Origin of the sequence: Blastococcus sp. CT_GayMR16, from assembly GCF_004570875.1 — a bacterium.
Classification (GTDB): Bacteria; Actinomycetota; Actinomycetes; order Mycobacteriales; family Geodermatophilaceae; genus Blastococcus_B.
The window spans coordinates 132,181-147,659 of the sequence record NZ_SPQK01000001.1; the positions used below are offsets into that span (position 1 = coordinate 132,181).

Below are 15,479 nucleotides of genomic sequence, written 5' to 3' on the forward strand. Positions count from 1 at the left end.
CTACGGCTCGATGTCCAGCTTGGGACCTTCGATGCAGTCCTCGACGAGCACGAACGCGCCGTCCTCGACCCGGTAGATGTTCACCGCGCGCACACCGCCGTGGTCTTCCTCGGTGATCGTGGTGGGACAGGCGACGCCGTAGCCGTCAAAGTCCTCGATCGACTCGTAGCCGGCCTTGAGGAGCTCCCCGGTGATCTCGCCGTCACCGGCCAGCTCGCTGGCGTTCTCGAGGGCCTTCGCCAGCATCGTGGCGATGACCAGGCCCTGGCCGTAGAACACCTCGTCGGCGACCGGGTTGGGCGTCTCCCCGCTCTCCTCCCACCAGTCGCGCAGCATCTGGAGGGCCTCGGGGTCGGACTGCGGCATCTTGGCCATCGACGAGCCCATGTAGCCCTCGGCGTTCTCACCGCCGGCCTCGATCTCGTCCTGGCTCAGTCCCCAGTGCCACGTCAGGAGCGGCACGTCCAGACCGGCGTCACGCACGCCGTTGACGACGAGAGTCGGCGTCTTGCCGCCGGTCCCGGTGAGGATGTAGTCGGGGTCGGCCTGCTTGACCTCGAGAACCTGAGGGCCGGCGTCGACCGCCGCCGGGGGGATGAAGGTCGAGGCGACGGCGTCGGCGTCGAGCTCCTCGGCCGCGGCGTCCATCGCGGCGCAACCCTCCTTGCCGGCCGGGTTGTCCCAGCCGATGCAGGCGAGCTTCGGCGCCCCCGACTCCCCCTTCTCCTCCCAGTCGTTCACGGCCCACTGCGTCAGCGCAGACATCTGCGCCGCGTAGGTCGGCGTCGCCGGCATCGCGTACGGGTACTTGTTGCCGTCGACGCTGTCGACGAGCCCCACGCCCGGGTTGATGGTGATGATCTTGTCGGCCTGGCTCATCGGGATGATCGCGGCGGCGAGCGGCGTGCCCATCGCGATGACGGCGACCGCGCCGTCCTGCTTGAGCTTGGTGTAGGCCTCGACTGCCTTCGGGACGGCGTACTCGGACTCGATCTCCTCGAACACGACCTCACGGCCGTCGATCCCGCCCTGGTCGTTGACCATGGCGAACCAGTCCTTCAGCGCGTCTCCGACGCCACGGCCGATGGCCGGGATGGGCCCGACGCGCACGCCGGTCATGCCTACGGTCACGGCCGGCTTGCTGCCGAGCTCGTCGCCTGCGGCGTCCGTGGTCGTGGATTCGGCCTCTCCGCCGCACGCCGACGCGAGCAACATCGCGGTCAGCAACAGCGCGGATCCAGTCCATCTCTTGCCCTGCATGTTTCCTCCTTGGGATTCGCAACGAGGGAGAGTTGCGACCAGCACCGACACGGACCGCGCGGCGTCAATACGAGAAAGGCCACATCCGGAAGTAGTCCCGGACGTTGTTGAAAAGTCGGTAGAGGCCTCCTGACTCCAGGACGAGGAAGAGGAGGATCGTCAGTCCGAAGAGGACCTGGACGAGATAGACCTCGATGTCCGAGGAGAAGGAGATCCCGATCGTCGGAAGCCCGTCCCGCAGGACGATGGGAATGAGGGTGACGAAGGCCGCGCCCAGGATCGATCCGGGAATGCTGCCCAGGCCGCCGATGATGATCATTGCCAGGAATTGGATCGACAGGACCAGCGGAAAGAATTCCGTCGTCACGATTCCCACGTTGTAGCCGTACAGGGCACCCGCGATCCCCGCGTAGACGGAACTGATGAAGAACGCGCGGAGTTTGTAGTGGAAGACATTGATGCCGACGCCTTCGGCAGCCAGATACTGGTCACGAACAGCCACCAGCGCACGACCGGTCCGACTGCGGAACAGGTTTTCCGCGTACAGGACACCGAGGGCGAGGATCCCCATGATGAGGAAGTACTTGCCGACGGTCGTCGCGCTGTCCCACGGCCCGATGGCGAACGGCGGCATCAAGAGCGTCGCCTGGTAACCGCCCGTGGCGAAGGACCAGTGGTTGAGGACCCATTCGATCGAGTACTGCGCCGCCAGCGTGGCAATGGCGAGATAGAGGCCCTTCACACGAAGGGCAGCCACGCCGAACAGGAGCGAGACGGCCCCGGCCATGAGTCCGGCCGCGGGAATCGCGATGAGTGCGGGCAATCCCAGGCGCAGGCTCAGATTTGCCGCGGTGTAGGCCCCGACGGCCGCGAACGCCGCGTGCCCGAGGGAGATCTGCCCCGTGAAGCCGACGAGGATGTTCAGCCCCAGCGCCCCGACGGCGGCGATCCCGATGAGGTTCAGGACCCCGAGCTGGTAGTCGTCGGCCACCATGGGGACGACGAGGAAGAGCAGGATGAGACCACCGAGGACGACGGTCTTCTTGCTGCCGGTGTCATTGATGCGGGAGTCCGCGACATAGCTGTCGCGGAAACGCCCGGTCTGCGTGGTCAGCAGTGGCATGTCGTCACACCCGCTCAATCTCTCGTCGACCGAAGAGGCCGTAGGGGCGCACCATCAGGACGATCAGGAGCAGCAGGAGCGGCGCCACGAGGCTGAATCCGCCGCCGACGATGGGGTCGAGGTAGCCGCCGGCCATCCCCTCGACGATGCCCACCGCGACTCCGCCGACGAGGGCGCCGGCGATCGAGTCGATGCCCCCGAGAATGACGACCGGGAAGACGAGGATGCCGATCATGCCGAGCAGTGGGTCGACTCCCAGGACGGAGCCCCAGACGTAACCGGTGAAGGCCGCGGTGACGCCGGACGTGCCCCAGGCGATGGCGTTGATCCGCCGGGTGTCGACGCCCAGGGACTGGCTGGCGATGCGGTCGTCGGAGACCGCTTGCATCGCGAGCCCCATGCGGGAGCGCATGAAGAACATCGCAAAGGCGCCGATGAAGAGGAGCGCGAACGCCGCGGCCCACAGGACCGGCTGCTGGACGCGGATGCCGCCGAACTCCAGCGTCCCGGTCGGGAAGACCGTCGTGACCGACCTCGTGCTCGTCCCCCAGATCAACGGCACCACACCACGGATGACGGTGCCGATCGCGATCGTGGCCATGACGAGGGAGAGCAGCGGCTCGTTGACCAGCGGGCGCAGCACGCCGCGCTCGATCACCACCCCCACGATCACCATGACCGCCATCGCCCCCCCGAGGGCGACGAAGACGTTCTCGCCCGACGCGCCGAGCAGCACCGCGACGAGGTAGCCCCCGAGGAGCACCAGCTCGCCCTGCGCGAAGTTGATGACGCCGCTGCCCTTCGCGATGAGGACGAAGCCCAGGGCCAGCAGCGCGTAGAGAATGCCGATGAGCACGCCGTTGACCAGCAGCTGCAGGAACAGCGTCATGCGATCGCCTCCAGGGGGGCCACCCGCGGGTCGACGATGTGCAGCTCGGTCTTGACGACGGCCTGACGGCCGTCGCGATAGGTCACCTCGGCCTCGACGGGCACGAGGTCCTGGCCGGCGTACATCGCCTCGACGATGAAGCCGTAGCGCTTTGCCACGAGGCTCCGCTTGACCTTGCGGGTCCTCGTGACCTCACCGTCGTCGGCATCCAGCTCCTTGTGCAGCACGCAGAACCGGACGATGGCGTTCGCTTCCGGGACATCCCGGTTCACCCGGGTCACCTCGCTCCGGATCAGTTCGAGGACCTCGGCCCGCTGGGTCAGGTCCGCGTAGGTGGTGAAGGAGATGCCGTGCTGCTCGGCCCACTTGCCGACGCTCTTGCCGTCCACATTGACCAGGGCGACGACGTGGTCGCGTCCGTCGCCGAACGCGACGGCCTCCTTGACGTAGGGGCTGAACTTGAGCTTGTTCTCGACGAAGGCGGGGCTGAAGCGCTGCCCGGACCGGAGCTTCGCGACGTCCTTCATGCGGTCGACCACGACCAGGTGGCCGCTCTGGTCGAAGTGGCCTTCGTCGCCGGTGTGCAGCCAACCGTCCTTGACGGCCCGCGCCGTGGCGGCGTCGTCCTTGTAGTAGCCGAGGAAGACGCTGTCGCCGGCGATGAGGATCTCGCCGTCGTCGCCGGTCCGCATGCTCGCGCCGGGAACCGGCCTGCCCATCGTGTCGGGCTTGATCTGGTCCCAGTGGACGCTGACGATGCCGACCTCGGTCTGGCCGTACACCTGCTTGATCGGGATGCCGAGCGCGTGGTACCAGCGGAAGACGTCGGGCCCGAGCGCCGCACCCCCGGAGTAGATCCGCGCCGCGCGGAGCAGTCCGAGCTGATCCCTCAGCGGCCGGAACACGAGCAGGTCCGCCAGCGCGGTCACGAGCCGATCGCGCAGGCCGGCCGATTCCCCGCGGTACATCCGTTCGGCTCGGGCGTGACCGATCGGCAGAGCCCACCGGTACAGCGCCCGCTTGAGCCGCGTCGCGTCCCCCACCGAGATCTCGACCGTCGAGAGGTACTCCTCCCACATCGCCGGCGAGGCGAAGATGTGATGCGGCCCGATCTCCCGGATGTCGCCGCGGATGGTCTCCTTGGACTCCGGGAAGTTCACCCGGTATCCCTTGAGTACGTGACCCGCGGTGGACCAGAGCCGCTCCCCCGCCCACGCCATGGGCAGGTGGGAGACGAGTTCGAACGAAGGCTCCACGGGTTCCACCGCGAGGAACTGCTCGATGGCGGCAGCCATGTTCCGGTGCGAGAGCATCGCGCCCTTGGGCGCACCTGTCGTGCCCGAGGTGTACAGCAGCACGGCGACGTCGTCCGGCCGGCCGAGCGCGACCTCGGCGTCGTACCTACCCGGTTCGGCGGAGTCGAGCTCCGCACCCAGGCGCTCGACGTCGCTGAAGGAGATGAGCAGAGGGTCGTCGTAGCGGCTCATGCCCTGCGGGTCGTCGTAGATGACGTGAGTGACCTTCTCGAGCCGGTCCCGGACCTCGAGGATCTTGTCGACCTGCTCCTGGTCCTCGACCACGACGACGGTGGCGTCGCAGTGGTTGATGACGTAGGCGACCTCCTCCGGGAGGGACTCCACGAACAGCCCGACGCCCGCGCCCCCGAGGCTCTGCGCAGCGAGGTCCGCGACCAACCACTCGGGCCGATTCGTCCCCAGGATCGCCACTCGCACACCGCGTTCGGCGCCCAGGGCGGAGAGGCCCAGGGCGAAGTGCTTGACCCGCTCCTGGTAACGCCGCCAGCTGGTCGGCGACCAGATGCCCAGGACCTTCTCGCGCAGAGCGGGGCGTTCCGGCCACTCGGCCGCCGCCTGCTGGAGCGCCTGAGGCAGGGTGCGCGGGCCGGTCACGACGGTGCCCCCTGCGGCGCGCCCACGAGGGACGCCCCGGTTTCCCCGTCGCCCTCGGCCCGCTGGCCGCCCAGGTAGGCCGCGATCACCCGCGGGTCCTGCGCCACCTGTTCGGCCGTCCCCGCACCGATGACACGTCCGAACTCCAGGGCCACGACGTGGTCCGAGATGTCCATGACGACGCCCATGTCGTGCTCGATGAGCAGCACCGTCACGCCGCGCTCCTCCCGGGTCTCGAGGATGAAACGGGCCATGTCCTGCTTCTCCTCGAGGTTCATGCCGGCCATGGGTTCGTCGAGCAGCAGCAGGCGGGGCTCCACGGCGAGCGCGCGTCCGAGCTCCACCCGCTTCTGGAGTCCGTAGGGCAGCAGCCCCACCGGTGTCCGCCGGACGTGCGCGATCTCCAGGAAGTCGATGAGGTGCTCGACCGCCGCCCGGGCCGCGAGTTCCTCCCTGCGGGCTCGGCCGTAGTAGAGACCGCCGCTGATCAATCCGGACCGAAGGTGCCGGTGGCGGCCGAGCAGGAGGTTGTCGAGAACCGACATCCCCTTGAACAGCTCGATGTTCTGGTAGGTCCGCGCCATGCCGGCCGCGACCGCCTTGTGCGGGGAGGAGCCCGTGACGTCGGTGCCGTAGCAGCTGATCCGGCCCGACGTCGGGCGGTAGTAGCCCGTGACGCAGTTGACGAGCGAGGTCTTGCCGGCGCCGTTGGGACCGATCAGCGATGCGATGTGACCCTGCTGCACCTGCAGTGAGACGCCGGAGAGCGCGGTCAGCCCACCGAACCGGAGTTCCAGGTCGGACACGTCGAGCGCGAGCGGCATTGCGGCTCCCACGGCCTCCTCACCCCTAGGAGACGGGAGCCGGGCTGACAGCGCCGGCGAGCCGCCTGAGGATCTCGGCCGCCTCGGCCGCCATGGTGGGCACGAAGTCAGCGATGTCGATGACCTCGTGGATGCCGCTCGAGACCTGCCCGGCGGCCATGATCCCGTTGTCGACGTCGCCGGTCTCCTGCGCGCGGATCAGGCCGTCGTCCTTCCAGCGGATCAGCTCGGCGTCGGTCATCTCGTTGGTCCGCACGATCTCGAGCAGACGCTCTACGCCGGCGTTCCGGAGTCCGCGGGCAGGGCCGTAGACGGCCGGGAAGACGACGTCGTCGCCCTCCCGCGCATCCACGATCTTTCGCGCGTAGGCGGGGTGCCAGTCGGTGTTGTCGCTGCTGGCGATGAATCGGGTGCCCATGGCCACGCCGCTCGCCCCCAGGGCGAGAGCGGCCGCAAGCGTGCGTCCGTCCCTCGCGCCACCGGAGAGGACCACCGGGACGGACACCGCCTCGGTCACGTTCGGAACGAGGACGAAGGTGTGGACCGGCGACGCATGCGTGTGCCCGCCCATCTCGTATCCCGACGCGATGACGACGTCGACGCCCTGCTCCTGCGCCTTGAGCGCGTGGCGGGTGGAACCGACCTTGTGCATGTGGATCAGGCCGGCGTCGCGGATCATGTCGCGGAATTCGCCGGGGAACCCGGCACTGGTCGTGAGGGCGACGAGCTGGCGTTCAATCGCGCTGTCGCTGCGCCGCGCCTCGATGACCGCCCGGATGTAGGCCTCGCTGACCGGCAGGACGACGCCGCTGCCGTCCCGGCCCACCGGGACGTTCACGGCGAACGGGCGGTCGGTGAGCGACGCCACGGAGGCGATGTTGTCGCGCAGCAGCTCCGAGCCCCGACCGGGCTCCTTGGTCATCCCGGGCATGCTGACCGTGCCGAGGCCTCCGGCGTTGGAGACGGCAGCGGCGATGCTGTTCGTCTTGTAAGGGCCCATGCCCTCCTGGATGATCGGGTGCTCGATGCCGAGCAGTTCGGTGAGCCGGTTGGACAACGCGTTCACGCCGATTCCTCTTCGTCTTAGCGGTCGGTGGTGAGAACTAGGGCGGAGCCGTCTGCGAGGGCGCCCGAGGTGACAACGCCGACGTCGTGCCGGCTCACCTGACGCGACCCGCCTCGGCCCTGGATCTGGAGGACCGCCTCGGCCACGGTGTTCATGCCGTGCAGGTAGCCCTCCGCGAGCAGGCCACCGTGGGTGTTCACCGGCAGACTCCCGTCGAGAGCGGTTGCCCCCGAGCGCACGAAGTCGCCCGCCTCGCCCCGGTCGCAGAAGCCCAGCCCCTCGAGGCCCATGAGGACGACCGCCGTGAAGCAGTCGTAGATCTCGGCGAAGTCGACGTCGGAGGCGGAGATGCCCGCGCGGCCGTAGAGCTCGTCGCGGAGCAGGTCGGTGAAGTTGCGGGTGTAGTCGTCGTAGAGCAGCTGGTCACCGATGTCGAGACCCGGTCGAGCTCCGGCGCGGTAGGCGGCGGAGGCGATGACCGCCGGCTCCTGCTGCAGGTCGCGGGCCCGGTCGAGGCTGGTCACGAGGACGGCACAGGCGCCGTCCACCTCGCTCGTGCAGTCGGCCACGCGGAACGGGTCGGCGATCATCGGTGACGCGAGGTAGGACTCCATGTCCAGGGGCTTCCGCAGGATCGCCCGGTCGTTCAGCTCGGCGTACGCCCGCTGGGCCACTGCGACGTCACCCAGTGCCCGTGGGTCGGTCCCCGTCTCGTGCAGGTACCGCTGCGCCCACATGGCGATGTACATCAGGTAGGCGTTGTAGCCGATCGGATAGCGGTACTGGGACGCGCCGCCGGGGAACTGGCCGCTCCCTACCCGCACACCGGATCGGCCGTTGAGCGCCCGGAAGACCAGGACGTTCTCGGCGTATCCCTGCGCCACCGCCATCGCCGCCTGCTGAACCATGAAGCAGGGCGACTGGCCGCCCTGCTGGAAGTCCATGACGAAGCGCAACCCCGGCAGCGCGAGTGACGTCGCCACTGCCTCGCTCGACACCGAGTCGTTGAGCACGCTGAAGCTCACGACACCGTCGATCTGCGACAGCGGCAGTCCGGCGTCCTCGGCGGCCGCGCGGCCGGCTTCGGTGGCCAGGTCCAGAACGCTCCGGCCGGATGACTTGGTGAGCTCCGTGAACCCAACGCCTGCGATGGCAGCGGTCTTCATCAGCACCTCCTTTGTGTGACCGGGACCATAGGAGCGGGGCGATTCATTCGTCAACCATCCGGTCAAAGTTTTTCCTTGACGTCGATTCCCGACTCGGTGTTAATGTGCGGCCGTGACCACAGGACCCCGACTCCACCTGTTCTCGGCCAGGCGCCGGGTGACCATGGGGGACGTCGATGCGGCGGGGATCCTGTACTTCCCGGCGGCCTACCGATGGCAGGAAGAGCTGTTCACCGGCTGGCTGAAGGACACCGGGCATGCGATCAGCGAGATGCTCGAGGGCGACGCGGCCTGCCCCTGCGTGGCCTCCGCGGCGACGTATCCCGCGCCCATCTCGGTCGACGACGAGCTCTGGCTCTCGCTGCACCCGACGCGTATCGGGACTACGTCCTTCGGCATCGCGGCGACCGCACGACGCATCGACGACGGGACGCCTGTCCTGCACGTCGGCAGCTGGCACGTCTGGTCGACGTTCGCGGGCACGGGCAGGAGCCGTTCCCTGACGTCGGCGCCGCTACCGGAATGGCTCCGCAACGCCCTCGAGTCCACACCGACCATCGATCCGCCGGGCCCCGTACTGCCCGCGGCCGCAATCTCCGGAGGACGCCCGTGACCACCGACGACACGATCCTCGTCGACCGACTGCCGGTCGACGAGCACGGATCACTCCTGGGGCTGGTGACGCTGAACCGCCCGAAAGAGATGAACCCGCTCGACTGGGATACCGGTCGTCGCCTCGGACGGATCTTCGACGAGCTGGCTGCGGACTCCGCCGTCCGGGTCATCGCCGTGACGGGTGCCGGCCGCGCCTTCTCCGCGGGTGGCGACATGAAGAAGTACCAGGAGCTCCAACGGGACCCGCAGGACTTCCCGCAGTTCCTGGCGGACCTGCACGAGGTCTTCAGCCGCATCTCCCAGCAGCCCAAACCCGTGATCGCCCTGGTGAACGGGATCGCAGTCGCCGGCGGGATCGAGCTGATCCTGTCCTGCGATCTGGCGATCGCCGCGGAGTCCGCCCAGATCGGCGACGCCCACCTGCCGTTCGGGCAAATGGGCGGCGGTGGGGTCCTGACGCTGCTCCCCCGGGCCGTCGGACCGGCTCGAGCCCGTGAGCTGGTGCTCTCCGGACGCCTGTTGCCGTCCGCGGAAGCGCTCGACTGGGGCCTGGTCAGCAAGGTCGTCCCGGACGACGAGCTCGTCGACGCCGGGATCGCCTTCGCCAAGGAGGTCGCCAAGAAGTCCCCACTGGCGGTGGCGAACGCCAAGAGCGTCCTCAACACCGCCTTCTGGGAAGGCACGGGGATTCCCGCCGGCATGCGGCTGGAGCGAGAGGTGACCGGCCGCTACTGCCTCACCAGCGACGACGCTCCCGAAGGCCTCCGGGCATTCGCCGAGAAGCGTCGCCCCGCCTTCACCGGACGATGACGAGGAGCCTTCCGTGACCACCACCGCCGCACGCCCCGCAGCACCGCCACGCCCCCTGCCCGACGAGGACAGCCGCGAGTACTGGGCGGCCCTCCGCGAGCACCGGATCACTCTGCAGGCCTGCACGTCCTGCAACCGGCGACGCTTCCCCGCCACTCCGTCCTGTCCCTACTGCGCGCATCCGGAGTGGAGCGAGGAGGAGGCGGCGGGCACCGGCACCGTCTACTCCTACATCGTCGTTCACCGAGCCTTCGATGCGGCATTCGCAGCCGACGTCCCGTACACCGTCGCGACCGTCGATCTCGACGGAGGCGGACGCATGGTGGCCCGCATGGACACCACCCCGGCGATCGGCGCTCGCGTCGCGCCGGACTTCGTCGACCACCCCGAATGGACCGAGCTCCGCTTCCGAGACCAGGAGACAGCGTGACAGCGACCATGTCCCACACCCGCGCGAGCGCGGCGTCACCGTTCGCGCAGACGATCCGGCGGTTCACCGAGGAGAAGGTGATCCCGAGGAGCCATGAGCTCGACCAGCACCCGCAGGACATGCCGCTCATCCGTGAGCTGCTGCTCCAGGCCGGGAAGCTCGGTCTCTACGGCGCGGTCATTCCCGAGGAGTACGGCGGCACAGGCCCGAACTCGCTCGCACTGCACGAGGGGATCGAGGAGCTCGGCTACGGCAACGCGGGGCTCGCCATGTCCCTCATGCCGACCTACCTGCTCTCTCGGGCGGTAGCGCTGCACGGCTCCGAGCTGCAGAAGCAGAAGTGGCTCGTGCCGATCGCCAATGGAGAGATGATCGGCTCCTGGGCAGTCACCGAGCCGCACACCGGGTCGGACGTCGCGAGCATCACCACGAAGGCCGAGCGCACGCCGGACGGTTGGCGGCTCAACGGCCGGAAGATGTTCATCACCAACGCCACGGTGGCCGACTGCCTGCTGGTCCTGGCCCGCACGGGCGGCCCCGGCATTCGCGAGACGCTCACGACGTTCGTCGTTCCCATGGATCTGCCGGGGATCACGGTCCCGCGCGCGCTGGAGAAGATGGGGTTGCGCTCCTCGCCGACCTGCGAACTGGTCCTGGACGACGTCATCGTGTCGGACGACGACCGGCTCGGCCCCGTCGGCCACGGATGGCAGATCGGGATGGACGTCCTGGACTACGAGCGCCTCGCGATCCCCGCAATCGCCGCCGGCATGTGCGCGCGTGCGCTCGAGCTCACGAGCCGCTACGCCGCGGACCGGACCGCGTTCGGGAAGTCCCTTGACCGGCACGGCCCCGTCCAGGGGATGCTGGCCGACATTGCCGCCGGCCTGCTCGAGTGCCGCCTGCTCTACCGGCACATCGCCGGGCTCGTGGACGCCGGTCGGCCGGCGGTCGTCGACGGATCGATCGGCAAACTCGTCGGCGGTAGGCTGGCCAACAGCGTGAGCAGCCTGGCGGTACAGGTCCACGGCGGCTACGGGTACATCCGCGAGTACGAGGTCGAGCGTCTCTACCGAGACGCCCGCTTGTTCACCATCGGCGGTGGCACCAGCGAGATCCAGCAGAAGATCATCGCTGAACAGCTTCCGCGCGAGCCCGGCTGGGCGAGAACGGCAGCGTTGCCCTGACCGATGTTGCCCGTGGCTGTCGGCTGGGCAAGCCTCGCTGCAACCCGGCGTTCAGTTGAGGAGTAGACGTGTCCACGGTTGAAGTTGTCGACGAAGAGGGTCCGGGCAGGGTCGAACGACGTCGTAACCGGAAGGTGCTGGACATCCTGACGGCTACCGCGGACGTGCTCGCCGAGCGCGGCTACCACCAGACGAACCTCGACGAGATCGCCGAGCGGCTGGACCTCACGAAGGCCTCGCTCTACCACTACTTCCCGAGCAAGGACGAACTCGTCACTGCTTGTCTCGAGTGGGTCGGGAAACTGGTCAACGACCGGCTGATGGCGACCGCGCAGAACCGCGAAGGAACTGCCAGCGAGCGGCTGACGGCACTCATCCGGGTGCAGCTCGACAGCATCGTGCGCGAGCACCCGCAGATGGCACAGCTGTTCCTGCAACCCCTGGACTGGCCGGAGTCCTACCGCGAGCGCACCAAGGAACTGCGCAAGGAGCACGACGAGGCCTTCCGCACGGTCATCCGCGACGGCATCGCCAGCGGTGAGTTCGTCGTCGAGGACGAGTCGACGGCGGTGCACTGCCTGCACGGCGCCATGAACTACGTGCCCGTCTGGTTCCGGGCGAAGAGGAAGAAGGACTACGAGACGATGTATGAGACGACGGCGGCGAGCCTGTTGAGACTGTTCCGTCCACCCGCTCCATGAGCTCGGCGTTGCTCGACGACCTCTTCGGTCTCGCGGGGCGACGCGCCGTGGTCACCGGCGCCAGCCGGGGCATAGGCGCTCGCGCGGCCCAGGCGCTCGACGCGGCCGGGGCGACGGTGGCACTGGTCGCCCGCAGCGAGGACCAGCTCCACCAGGTCGCGAAGACACTCACGAACGTGCCCCTCGTGGTGCCGGCCGACCTGAGGAGCGAGGCCGGTGTCGACGAGGTGGCGGCGGCGGTCGCCGACGCGTGGGGTGGCGCCGACATCCTAGTCAACAACGCCGGCCTGTCCCGTCCCGCCCCTGCTCTCGAGCTGCGGACGGAGGACTGGGACGCCGTACTCGACGTCAACCTGCGGAGCGTCTTCACCCTCACGCGCGCGCTGGCCGCCGGGATGCTGGACCGGGGCTGGGGGCGCGTGATCAACGTCAGCAGCGTCCTGAGCCTGGTGGGCGACGCCTGGGCCGCCCCCTACGCGGCATCGAAAGCAGGGCTCAACGGCCTGACGCGGTCGCTGGCCGTCGAGTGGGCGAGCAGAGGAGTCACGGTCAACGCCCTCTGCCCGGGTTGGGTCGACACCGACATGGTCGCCGACCTGCGAGCCGACCCGAATTTCGACAAGCGCGTGCTCCGCCGTGTGGCCGCGCGCAGGTGGGGGGTCCCGGAAGACATGGATGGCGCCCTTCTCCTGCTCGCGGCGCCGGCATCGTCCTACCTCACGGGCCAGACACTCGTGGTGGACGGCGGACTGGCGGCGGGGTGGTGACCGCCCTCGGCGTGATGCTGCCCATCGCGGACCCGGTCGGAACCGGCACCGCCGACATCCCCGCCGCGGCCCGCCACCTGGAACGCGTGGGCGCCGACGTCGTGTGGGCCGGTGATCACCTCGCCTTCCACACACCTGTCGTGGAGGCGACCGTGACGCTCGCCATGGCGGCCGCGGTCACGGAGCGGGTCCGACTCGGCTTCGGCGTGATGCTCCTCGCGCTGCGGCAGCCTGCCTGGGCGGCCAAGCAGGTGTCCTCCCTGCAGGCCGTGTCCGGGGGGCGGGTCGTCCTGGGCATCGGCGTGGGCGGCGAGAACCCCGAGGAGTGGGCGGCCGGCGGGGTGCCGACGCAGGAACGCGGTCAACGGAGCGACGCCGTCCTCGGCGCCCTGCCGGATCTCCTTTCTGGCCGGCGCGCCACCGTCCCCGCGCCCTACGACCTGCAGGTTCCCGCCCTGCTCCCGACCGGTGGCATGCCACCGGTCTGGATCGGCGGCCGCAGCGAGCGGGCACTGCGGCGGGCCGTGCGGTTCGGCCATGGGTGGCTCGGGATGTGGGGAGACGAGCGTCGTGTGCTCCAGGCGCGCGAGCAGCTGCATCAGCTCGCCGAGCAGGAGAACCGTCCCGTGCCGCGCGTCGGTCTGCACGTCTTCGTGCACGTGAGCGAGGACGACACCGGCCGCGACGAGGCTGCGGCGTTCGTGAGCGGGCAGTACCGGCTTCCTTTCGAGAAGGTCGAGCGCTACGTCGCAGTCGGCACCGCTGACGAGGTCACGGCACACCTGGCCGGCCTCGTCGCGAGCGGCGTCGAGGAGTTGCTGCTGCATCCCGCCGCCGTCGACCACCACCGGCAGTACGACCTGCTGGCGCCCGTGATGGCGCGTCTGCGCAAGGGCGACCTGCGATGACGGGACAGCCGGACCTCACCGACGTCGTGTACGAGGTCGACGACGGCCTCGCGTGGATCACCATCAACCGGCCGGAGCGCTACAACGCATTCCGCAACCGCACCATCGAGGAGATCGTCGACTGCGTGAAACGCGCGTGGGCAGATCCCTCCGTGGGGGTTCTGGCGCTCACCGGTGCAGGCGACAAGGCGTTCAGCTCCGGCGGCGACGTGAAGCAGCGTCAGCTCACCGGTGACTACGGCCCGAGCCGCTCAGGCCTGTTCGAACTCGAGTCGATGCACCGCGTGCTCCGCGACGTGCCGAAGCCCGTCATCGCCGCCGTGAACGGCCTCGCCATCGGCGGCGGGCACGTGCTGCACCTGCTGTGCGACCTGACCATCGCGAGCGACAACGCCCGCTTCGGCCAGGTCGGGCCGAACGTGGGGTCGTTCGACGCGGGTTTCGGCACCGCGTACCTCGTGCGGGTCGTCGGCGAGAAGCGTGCGCGCCAGATCTGGTACCTGTGCGAGCAGTACGACGCGCACACCGCTCTCGACTGGGGTCTGGTGAACGCTGTCGTCCCTCTCGCCGAGTTGCGGCCCGAGGTACGGCGCTGGGCGGACGGAATGCTGAGCAAGAGCCCGACGGCCCTCAAGGTGCTCAAGCACTCCTTCAACGCCGCCAGTGAGGCGATCGCCGGGCGGGCCCAGCTCGCCCTCGACACGCTGGACCTCTACATGGCCACGGACGAGGCCGGCGAAGGCGTCGCGGCGTTCACCGAGCGGCGGCCCCCGCGGTTCTCCGGCTACCGCTGAGCCGCGGGCGCGGCGGCCAGCGGCCCGGCGGCGCCGCCGCCGCCGGGGGTGTACTGCGCAGGGTGGCCGATCGTCGCCGTGCCGGCGGTTCGATGGACCGTCCCCCGGTGCGCGAAGGCCTCCGCGCCCACCGCCTCCCAGGGCATGCGGACGGCGCTGGCCGGCACGTCGGCCGCCTGTAGCCGTGCCAGCAGTTCGTCCCTCGGCCACCCGGCGACCGCATCCGCGACGACCGCGCGAAGGCGCGGATCGTCACACCGCTGCTCGTACGTCGCCCCCGCCAGGTCGTCGAGCCCCACAACCTGACAGAAACCGCGCCAGAAGTGCTGCTCGTGCACGATGCCGAGCGCCAGAGCCCGTCCGTCAGAACAGGCGTAGACGCCGTAGTGGGGCGTTCTCGTGAAGACGTCGCCCCCGTCCGCGAGGTCGAGCCGGGGCAGCGTCCACGTCAGCGCGACATCGGTCATCGAGACATCGATGAACCGGCCGCCCTGGCCGCGGGCGACGGCGAACAGGGCAGCGCACGCGGCGAAGGCCGCGAACAGCCCCGACGCCATGTCGGCCACGGGCAGCACGGGAACGGCGGGCACGTGCGTCGGGTCGACGGCCAGGATCCCGGCCTCCGCCTGGTAGTTCACGTCGTGACCGGGAGCACCGGCCCGGTCCCCCGTCTGCCCGTAGCCGGAGATCGAGACGTACACCGAGTCCGGGTACTCGCCCCGGACGTCGCCGTACCCCAGACCGAGCCGGGCCGCGACACCCGGGCGCCATCCCTCGACGACGACAGCGGCGTCCCTCACCAACTCGCGCCCGCGGGCGCGGCCGGCCTCGCTCTTGAGGTCGAGGCACTCGCTGGTCTTGCCCTGGTTGACCGCTGCGAACAGGCGGGGGAACGCCCGTGCCGGGTCACCGCCCGGCGGCTCGACCTTGACCACGTCAGCACCGAGTTGCGCCAGGAGCAGCGTCGCGTACGGACCGGGCAGGTTCGAGCTGAAGTCGATGACCCGCACACCTCCCAGGAGCGGAGGT

The 15,479-nt window shown here is 69.3% G+C and carries 16 protein-coding genes; 8 read left to right on the forward strand and 8 right to left on the reverse strand.

Annotated features, from left to right (window positions below; genetic code table 11):
- The 7 genes from E4P38_RS00695 to E4P38_RS00725 form a co-directional block, all read right to left on the reverse strand.
- On the reverse strand, positions 1-1,260 hold the full coding sequence (locus tag E4P38_RS00695; RefSeq protein WP_135129797.1) for an ABC transporter substrate-binding protein: 1,260 nt from the start codon (positions 1,258-1,260) through the stop codon (positions 1-3).
- 64 nt (positions 1,261-1,324) lie between these two features.
- The gene (locus E4P38_RS00700) at positions 1,325-2,383 is read right to left on the reverse strand and encodes a branched-chain amino acid ABC transporter permease (protein ID WP_135129798.1); all 1,059 of its coding nucleotides are present in this window, start codon (positions 2,381-2,383) and stop codon (positions 1,325-1,327) included.
- 4 nt (positions 2,384-2,387) lie between these two features.
- Complete coding sequence (locus E4P38_RS00705) at positions 2,388-3,272, reverse strand: branched-chain amino acid ABC transporter permease (protein ID WP_135129799.1); 885 nt, start codon at positions 3,270-3,272, stop codon at positions 2,388-2,390.
- Positions 3,269-5,182, reverse strand: a complete 1,914-nt coding sequence (locus tag E4P38_RS00710; RefSeq protein ID WP_135129800.1) for an AMP-binding protein — start codon at positions 5,180-5,182, stop codon at positions 3,269-3,271. The genes E4P38_RS00705 and E4P38_RS00710 overlap by 4 nt, the downstream gene beginning before the upstream one ends.
- Positions 5,179-6,006 carry an ABC transporter ATP-binding protein gene (locus tag E4P38_RS00715; protein ID WP_135129801.1) on the reverse strand — a complete coding sequence of 276 codons (828 nt, stop codon included), beginning with the start codon at positions 6,004-6,006 and terminating at the stop codon, positions 5,179-5,181. The genes E4P38_RS00710 and E4P38_RS00715 overlap by 4 nt, the downstream gene beginning before the upstream one ends.
- A gap of 25 nt (positions 6,007-6,031) precedes the next feature.
- Positions 6,032-7,072: a nitronate monooxygenase family protein gene (locus E4P38_RS00720; RefSeq protein WP_135129802.1), complete on the reverse strand. Its 1,041-nt coding sequence runs from the start codon at positions 7,070-7,072 to the stop codon at positions 6,032-6,034.
- A gap of 17 nt (positions 7,073-7,089) precedes the next feature.
- Entirely contained in the window at positions 7,090-8,238 is a 1,149-nt protein-coding gene (locus E4P38_RS00725) for a hypothetical protein (protein ID WP_135129803.1), read from the reverse strand.
- A gap of 112 nt (positions 8,239-8,350) precedes the next feature.
- On the opposite strand from E4P38_RS00725, the gene E4P38_RS00730 reads away from it, so the two are divergent.
- The 8 genes from E4P38_RS00730 to E4P38_RS00765 all read left to right on the forward strand — a co-directional run bounded on the left by E4P38_RS00730 (position 8,351) and on the right by E4P38_RS00765 (position 14,450).
- The gene (locus E4P38_RS00730) at positions 8,351-8,851 is read left to right on the forward strand and encodes a hotdog domain-containing protein (RefSeq protein WP_135129804.1); all 501 of its coding nucleotides are present in this window, start codon (positions 8,351-8,353) and stop codon (positions 8,849-8,851) included.
- A complete protein-coding gene (locus E4P38_RS00735; protein ID WP_167760379.1) occupies positions 8,848-9,663 on the forward strand; it encodes an enoyl-CoA hydratase-related protein in 816 nt (271 codons plus the stop codon). Before E4P38_RS00730 ends, E4P38_RS00735 begins: the two co-directional genes overlap by 4 nt.
- 13 nt (positions 9,664-9,676) lie before the next feature.
- A complete protein-coding gene (locus tag E4P38_RS00740; protein ID WP_135129806.1) occupies positions 9,677-10,093 on the forward strand; it encodes an OB-fold domain-containing protein in 417 nt (138 codons plus the stop codon).
- Positions 10,090-11,280, forward strand: a complete 1,191-nt coding sequence (locus E4P38_RS00745) for an acyl-CoA dehydrogenase family protein (protein ID WP_167760380.1) — start codon at positions 10,090-10,092, stop codon at positions 11,278-11,280. Before E4P38_RS00740 ends, E4P38_RS00745 begins: the two co-directional genes overlap by 4 nt.
- 68 nt (positions 11,281-11,348) lie before the next feature.
- The gene (locus tag E4P38_RS00750; protein WP_135129808.1) at positions 11,349-11,981 is read left to right on the forward strand and encodes a TetR/AcrR family transcriptional regulator; all 633 of its coding nucleotides are present in this window, start codon (positions 11,349-11,351) and stop codon (positions 11,979-11,981) included.
- Positions 11,978-12,748 carry an SDR family oxidoreductase gene (locus E4P38_RS00755; RefSeq protein ID WP_135129809.1) on the forward strand — a complete coding sequence of 257 codons (771 nt, stop codon included), beginning with the start codon at positions 11,978-11,980 and terminating at the stop codon, positions 12,746-12,748. The genes E4P38_RS00750 and E4P38_RS00755 overlap by 4 nt, the downstream gene beginning before the upstream one ends.
- Complete coding sequence (locus E4P38_RS00760; protein ID WP_209308856.1) at positions 12,745-13,656, forward strand: LLM class flavin-dependent oxidoreductase; 912 nt, start codon at positions 12,745-12,747, stop codon at positions 13,654-13,656. Before E4P38_RS00755 ends, E4P38_RS00760 begins: the two co-directional genes overlap by 4 nt.
- Positions 13,653-14,450 carry an enoyl-CoA hydratase-related protein gene (locus E4P38_RS00765; protein WP_135129810.1) on the forward strand — a complete coding sequence of 266 codons (798 nt, stop codon included), beginning with the start codon at positions 13,653-13,655 and terminating at the stop codon, positions 14,448-14,450. The genes E4P38_RS00760 and E4P38_RS00765 overlap by 4 nt, the downstream gene beginning before the upstream one ends.
- On the opposite strand, the gene E4P38_RS00770 is transcribed toward E4P38_RS00765, so the two are convergent.
- The gene (locus E4P38_RS00770; RefSeq protein WP_167760381.1) at positions 14,441-15,460 is read right to left on the reverse strand and encodes a CaiB/BaiF CoA-transferase family protein; all 1,020 of its coding nucleotides are present in this window, start codon (positions 15,458-15,460) and stop codon (positions 14,441-14,443) included. The genes E4P38_RS00765 and E4P38_RS00770 overlap by 10 nt on opposite strands.
- Between the last annotated feature and the right edge of the window lie 19 nt (positions 15,461-15,479).

What these genes read in the sequence shown, in the direction of transcription:
- E4P38_RS00695 (WP_135129797.1), bottom strand. Translation starts at nt 1,260, where the DNA reads ATGCAGGGCAAGAGATGGACTGGATCCGCGCTGTTGCTGACCGCGATG.
- E4P38_RS00715 (WP_135129801.1), bottom strand. Translation starts at nt 6,006, where the DNA reads ATGCCGCTCGCGCTCGACGTGTCCGACCTGGAACTCCGGTTCGGTGGG.
- E4P38_RS00700 (WP_135129798.1), bottom strand. Translation starts at nt 2,383, where the DNA reads ATGCCACTGCTGACCACGCAGACCGGGCGTTTCCGCGACAGCTATGTC.
- E4P38_RS00765 (WP_135129810.1), top strand. Translation starts at nt 13,653, where the DNA reads ATGACGGGACAGCCGGACCTCACCGACGTCGTGTACGAGGTCGACGAC.
- E4P38_RS00755 (WP_135129809.1), top strand. Translation starts at nt 11,978, where the DNA reads ATGAGCTCGGCGTTGCTCGACGACCTCTTCGGTCTCGCGGGGCGACGC.
- E4P38_RS00725 (WP_135129803.1), bottom strand. Translation starts at nt 8,238, where the DNA reads ATGAAGACCGCTGCCATCGCAGGCGTTGGGTTCACGGAGCTCACCAAG.
- E4P38_RS00705 (WP_135129799.1), bottom strand. Translation starts at nt 3,272, where the DNA reads ATGACGCTGTTCCTGCAGCTGCTGGTCAACGGCGTGCTCATCGGCATT.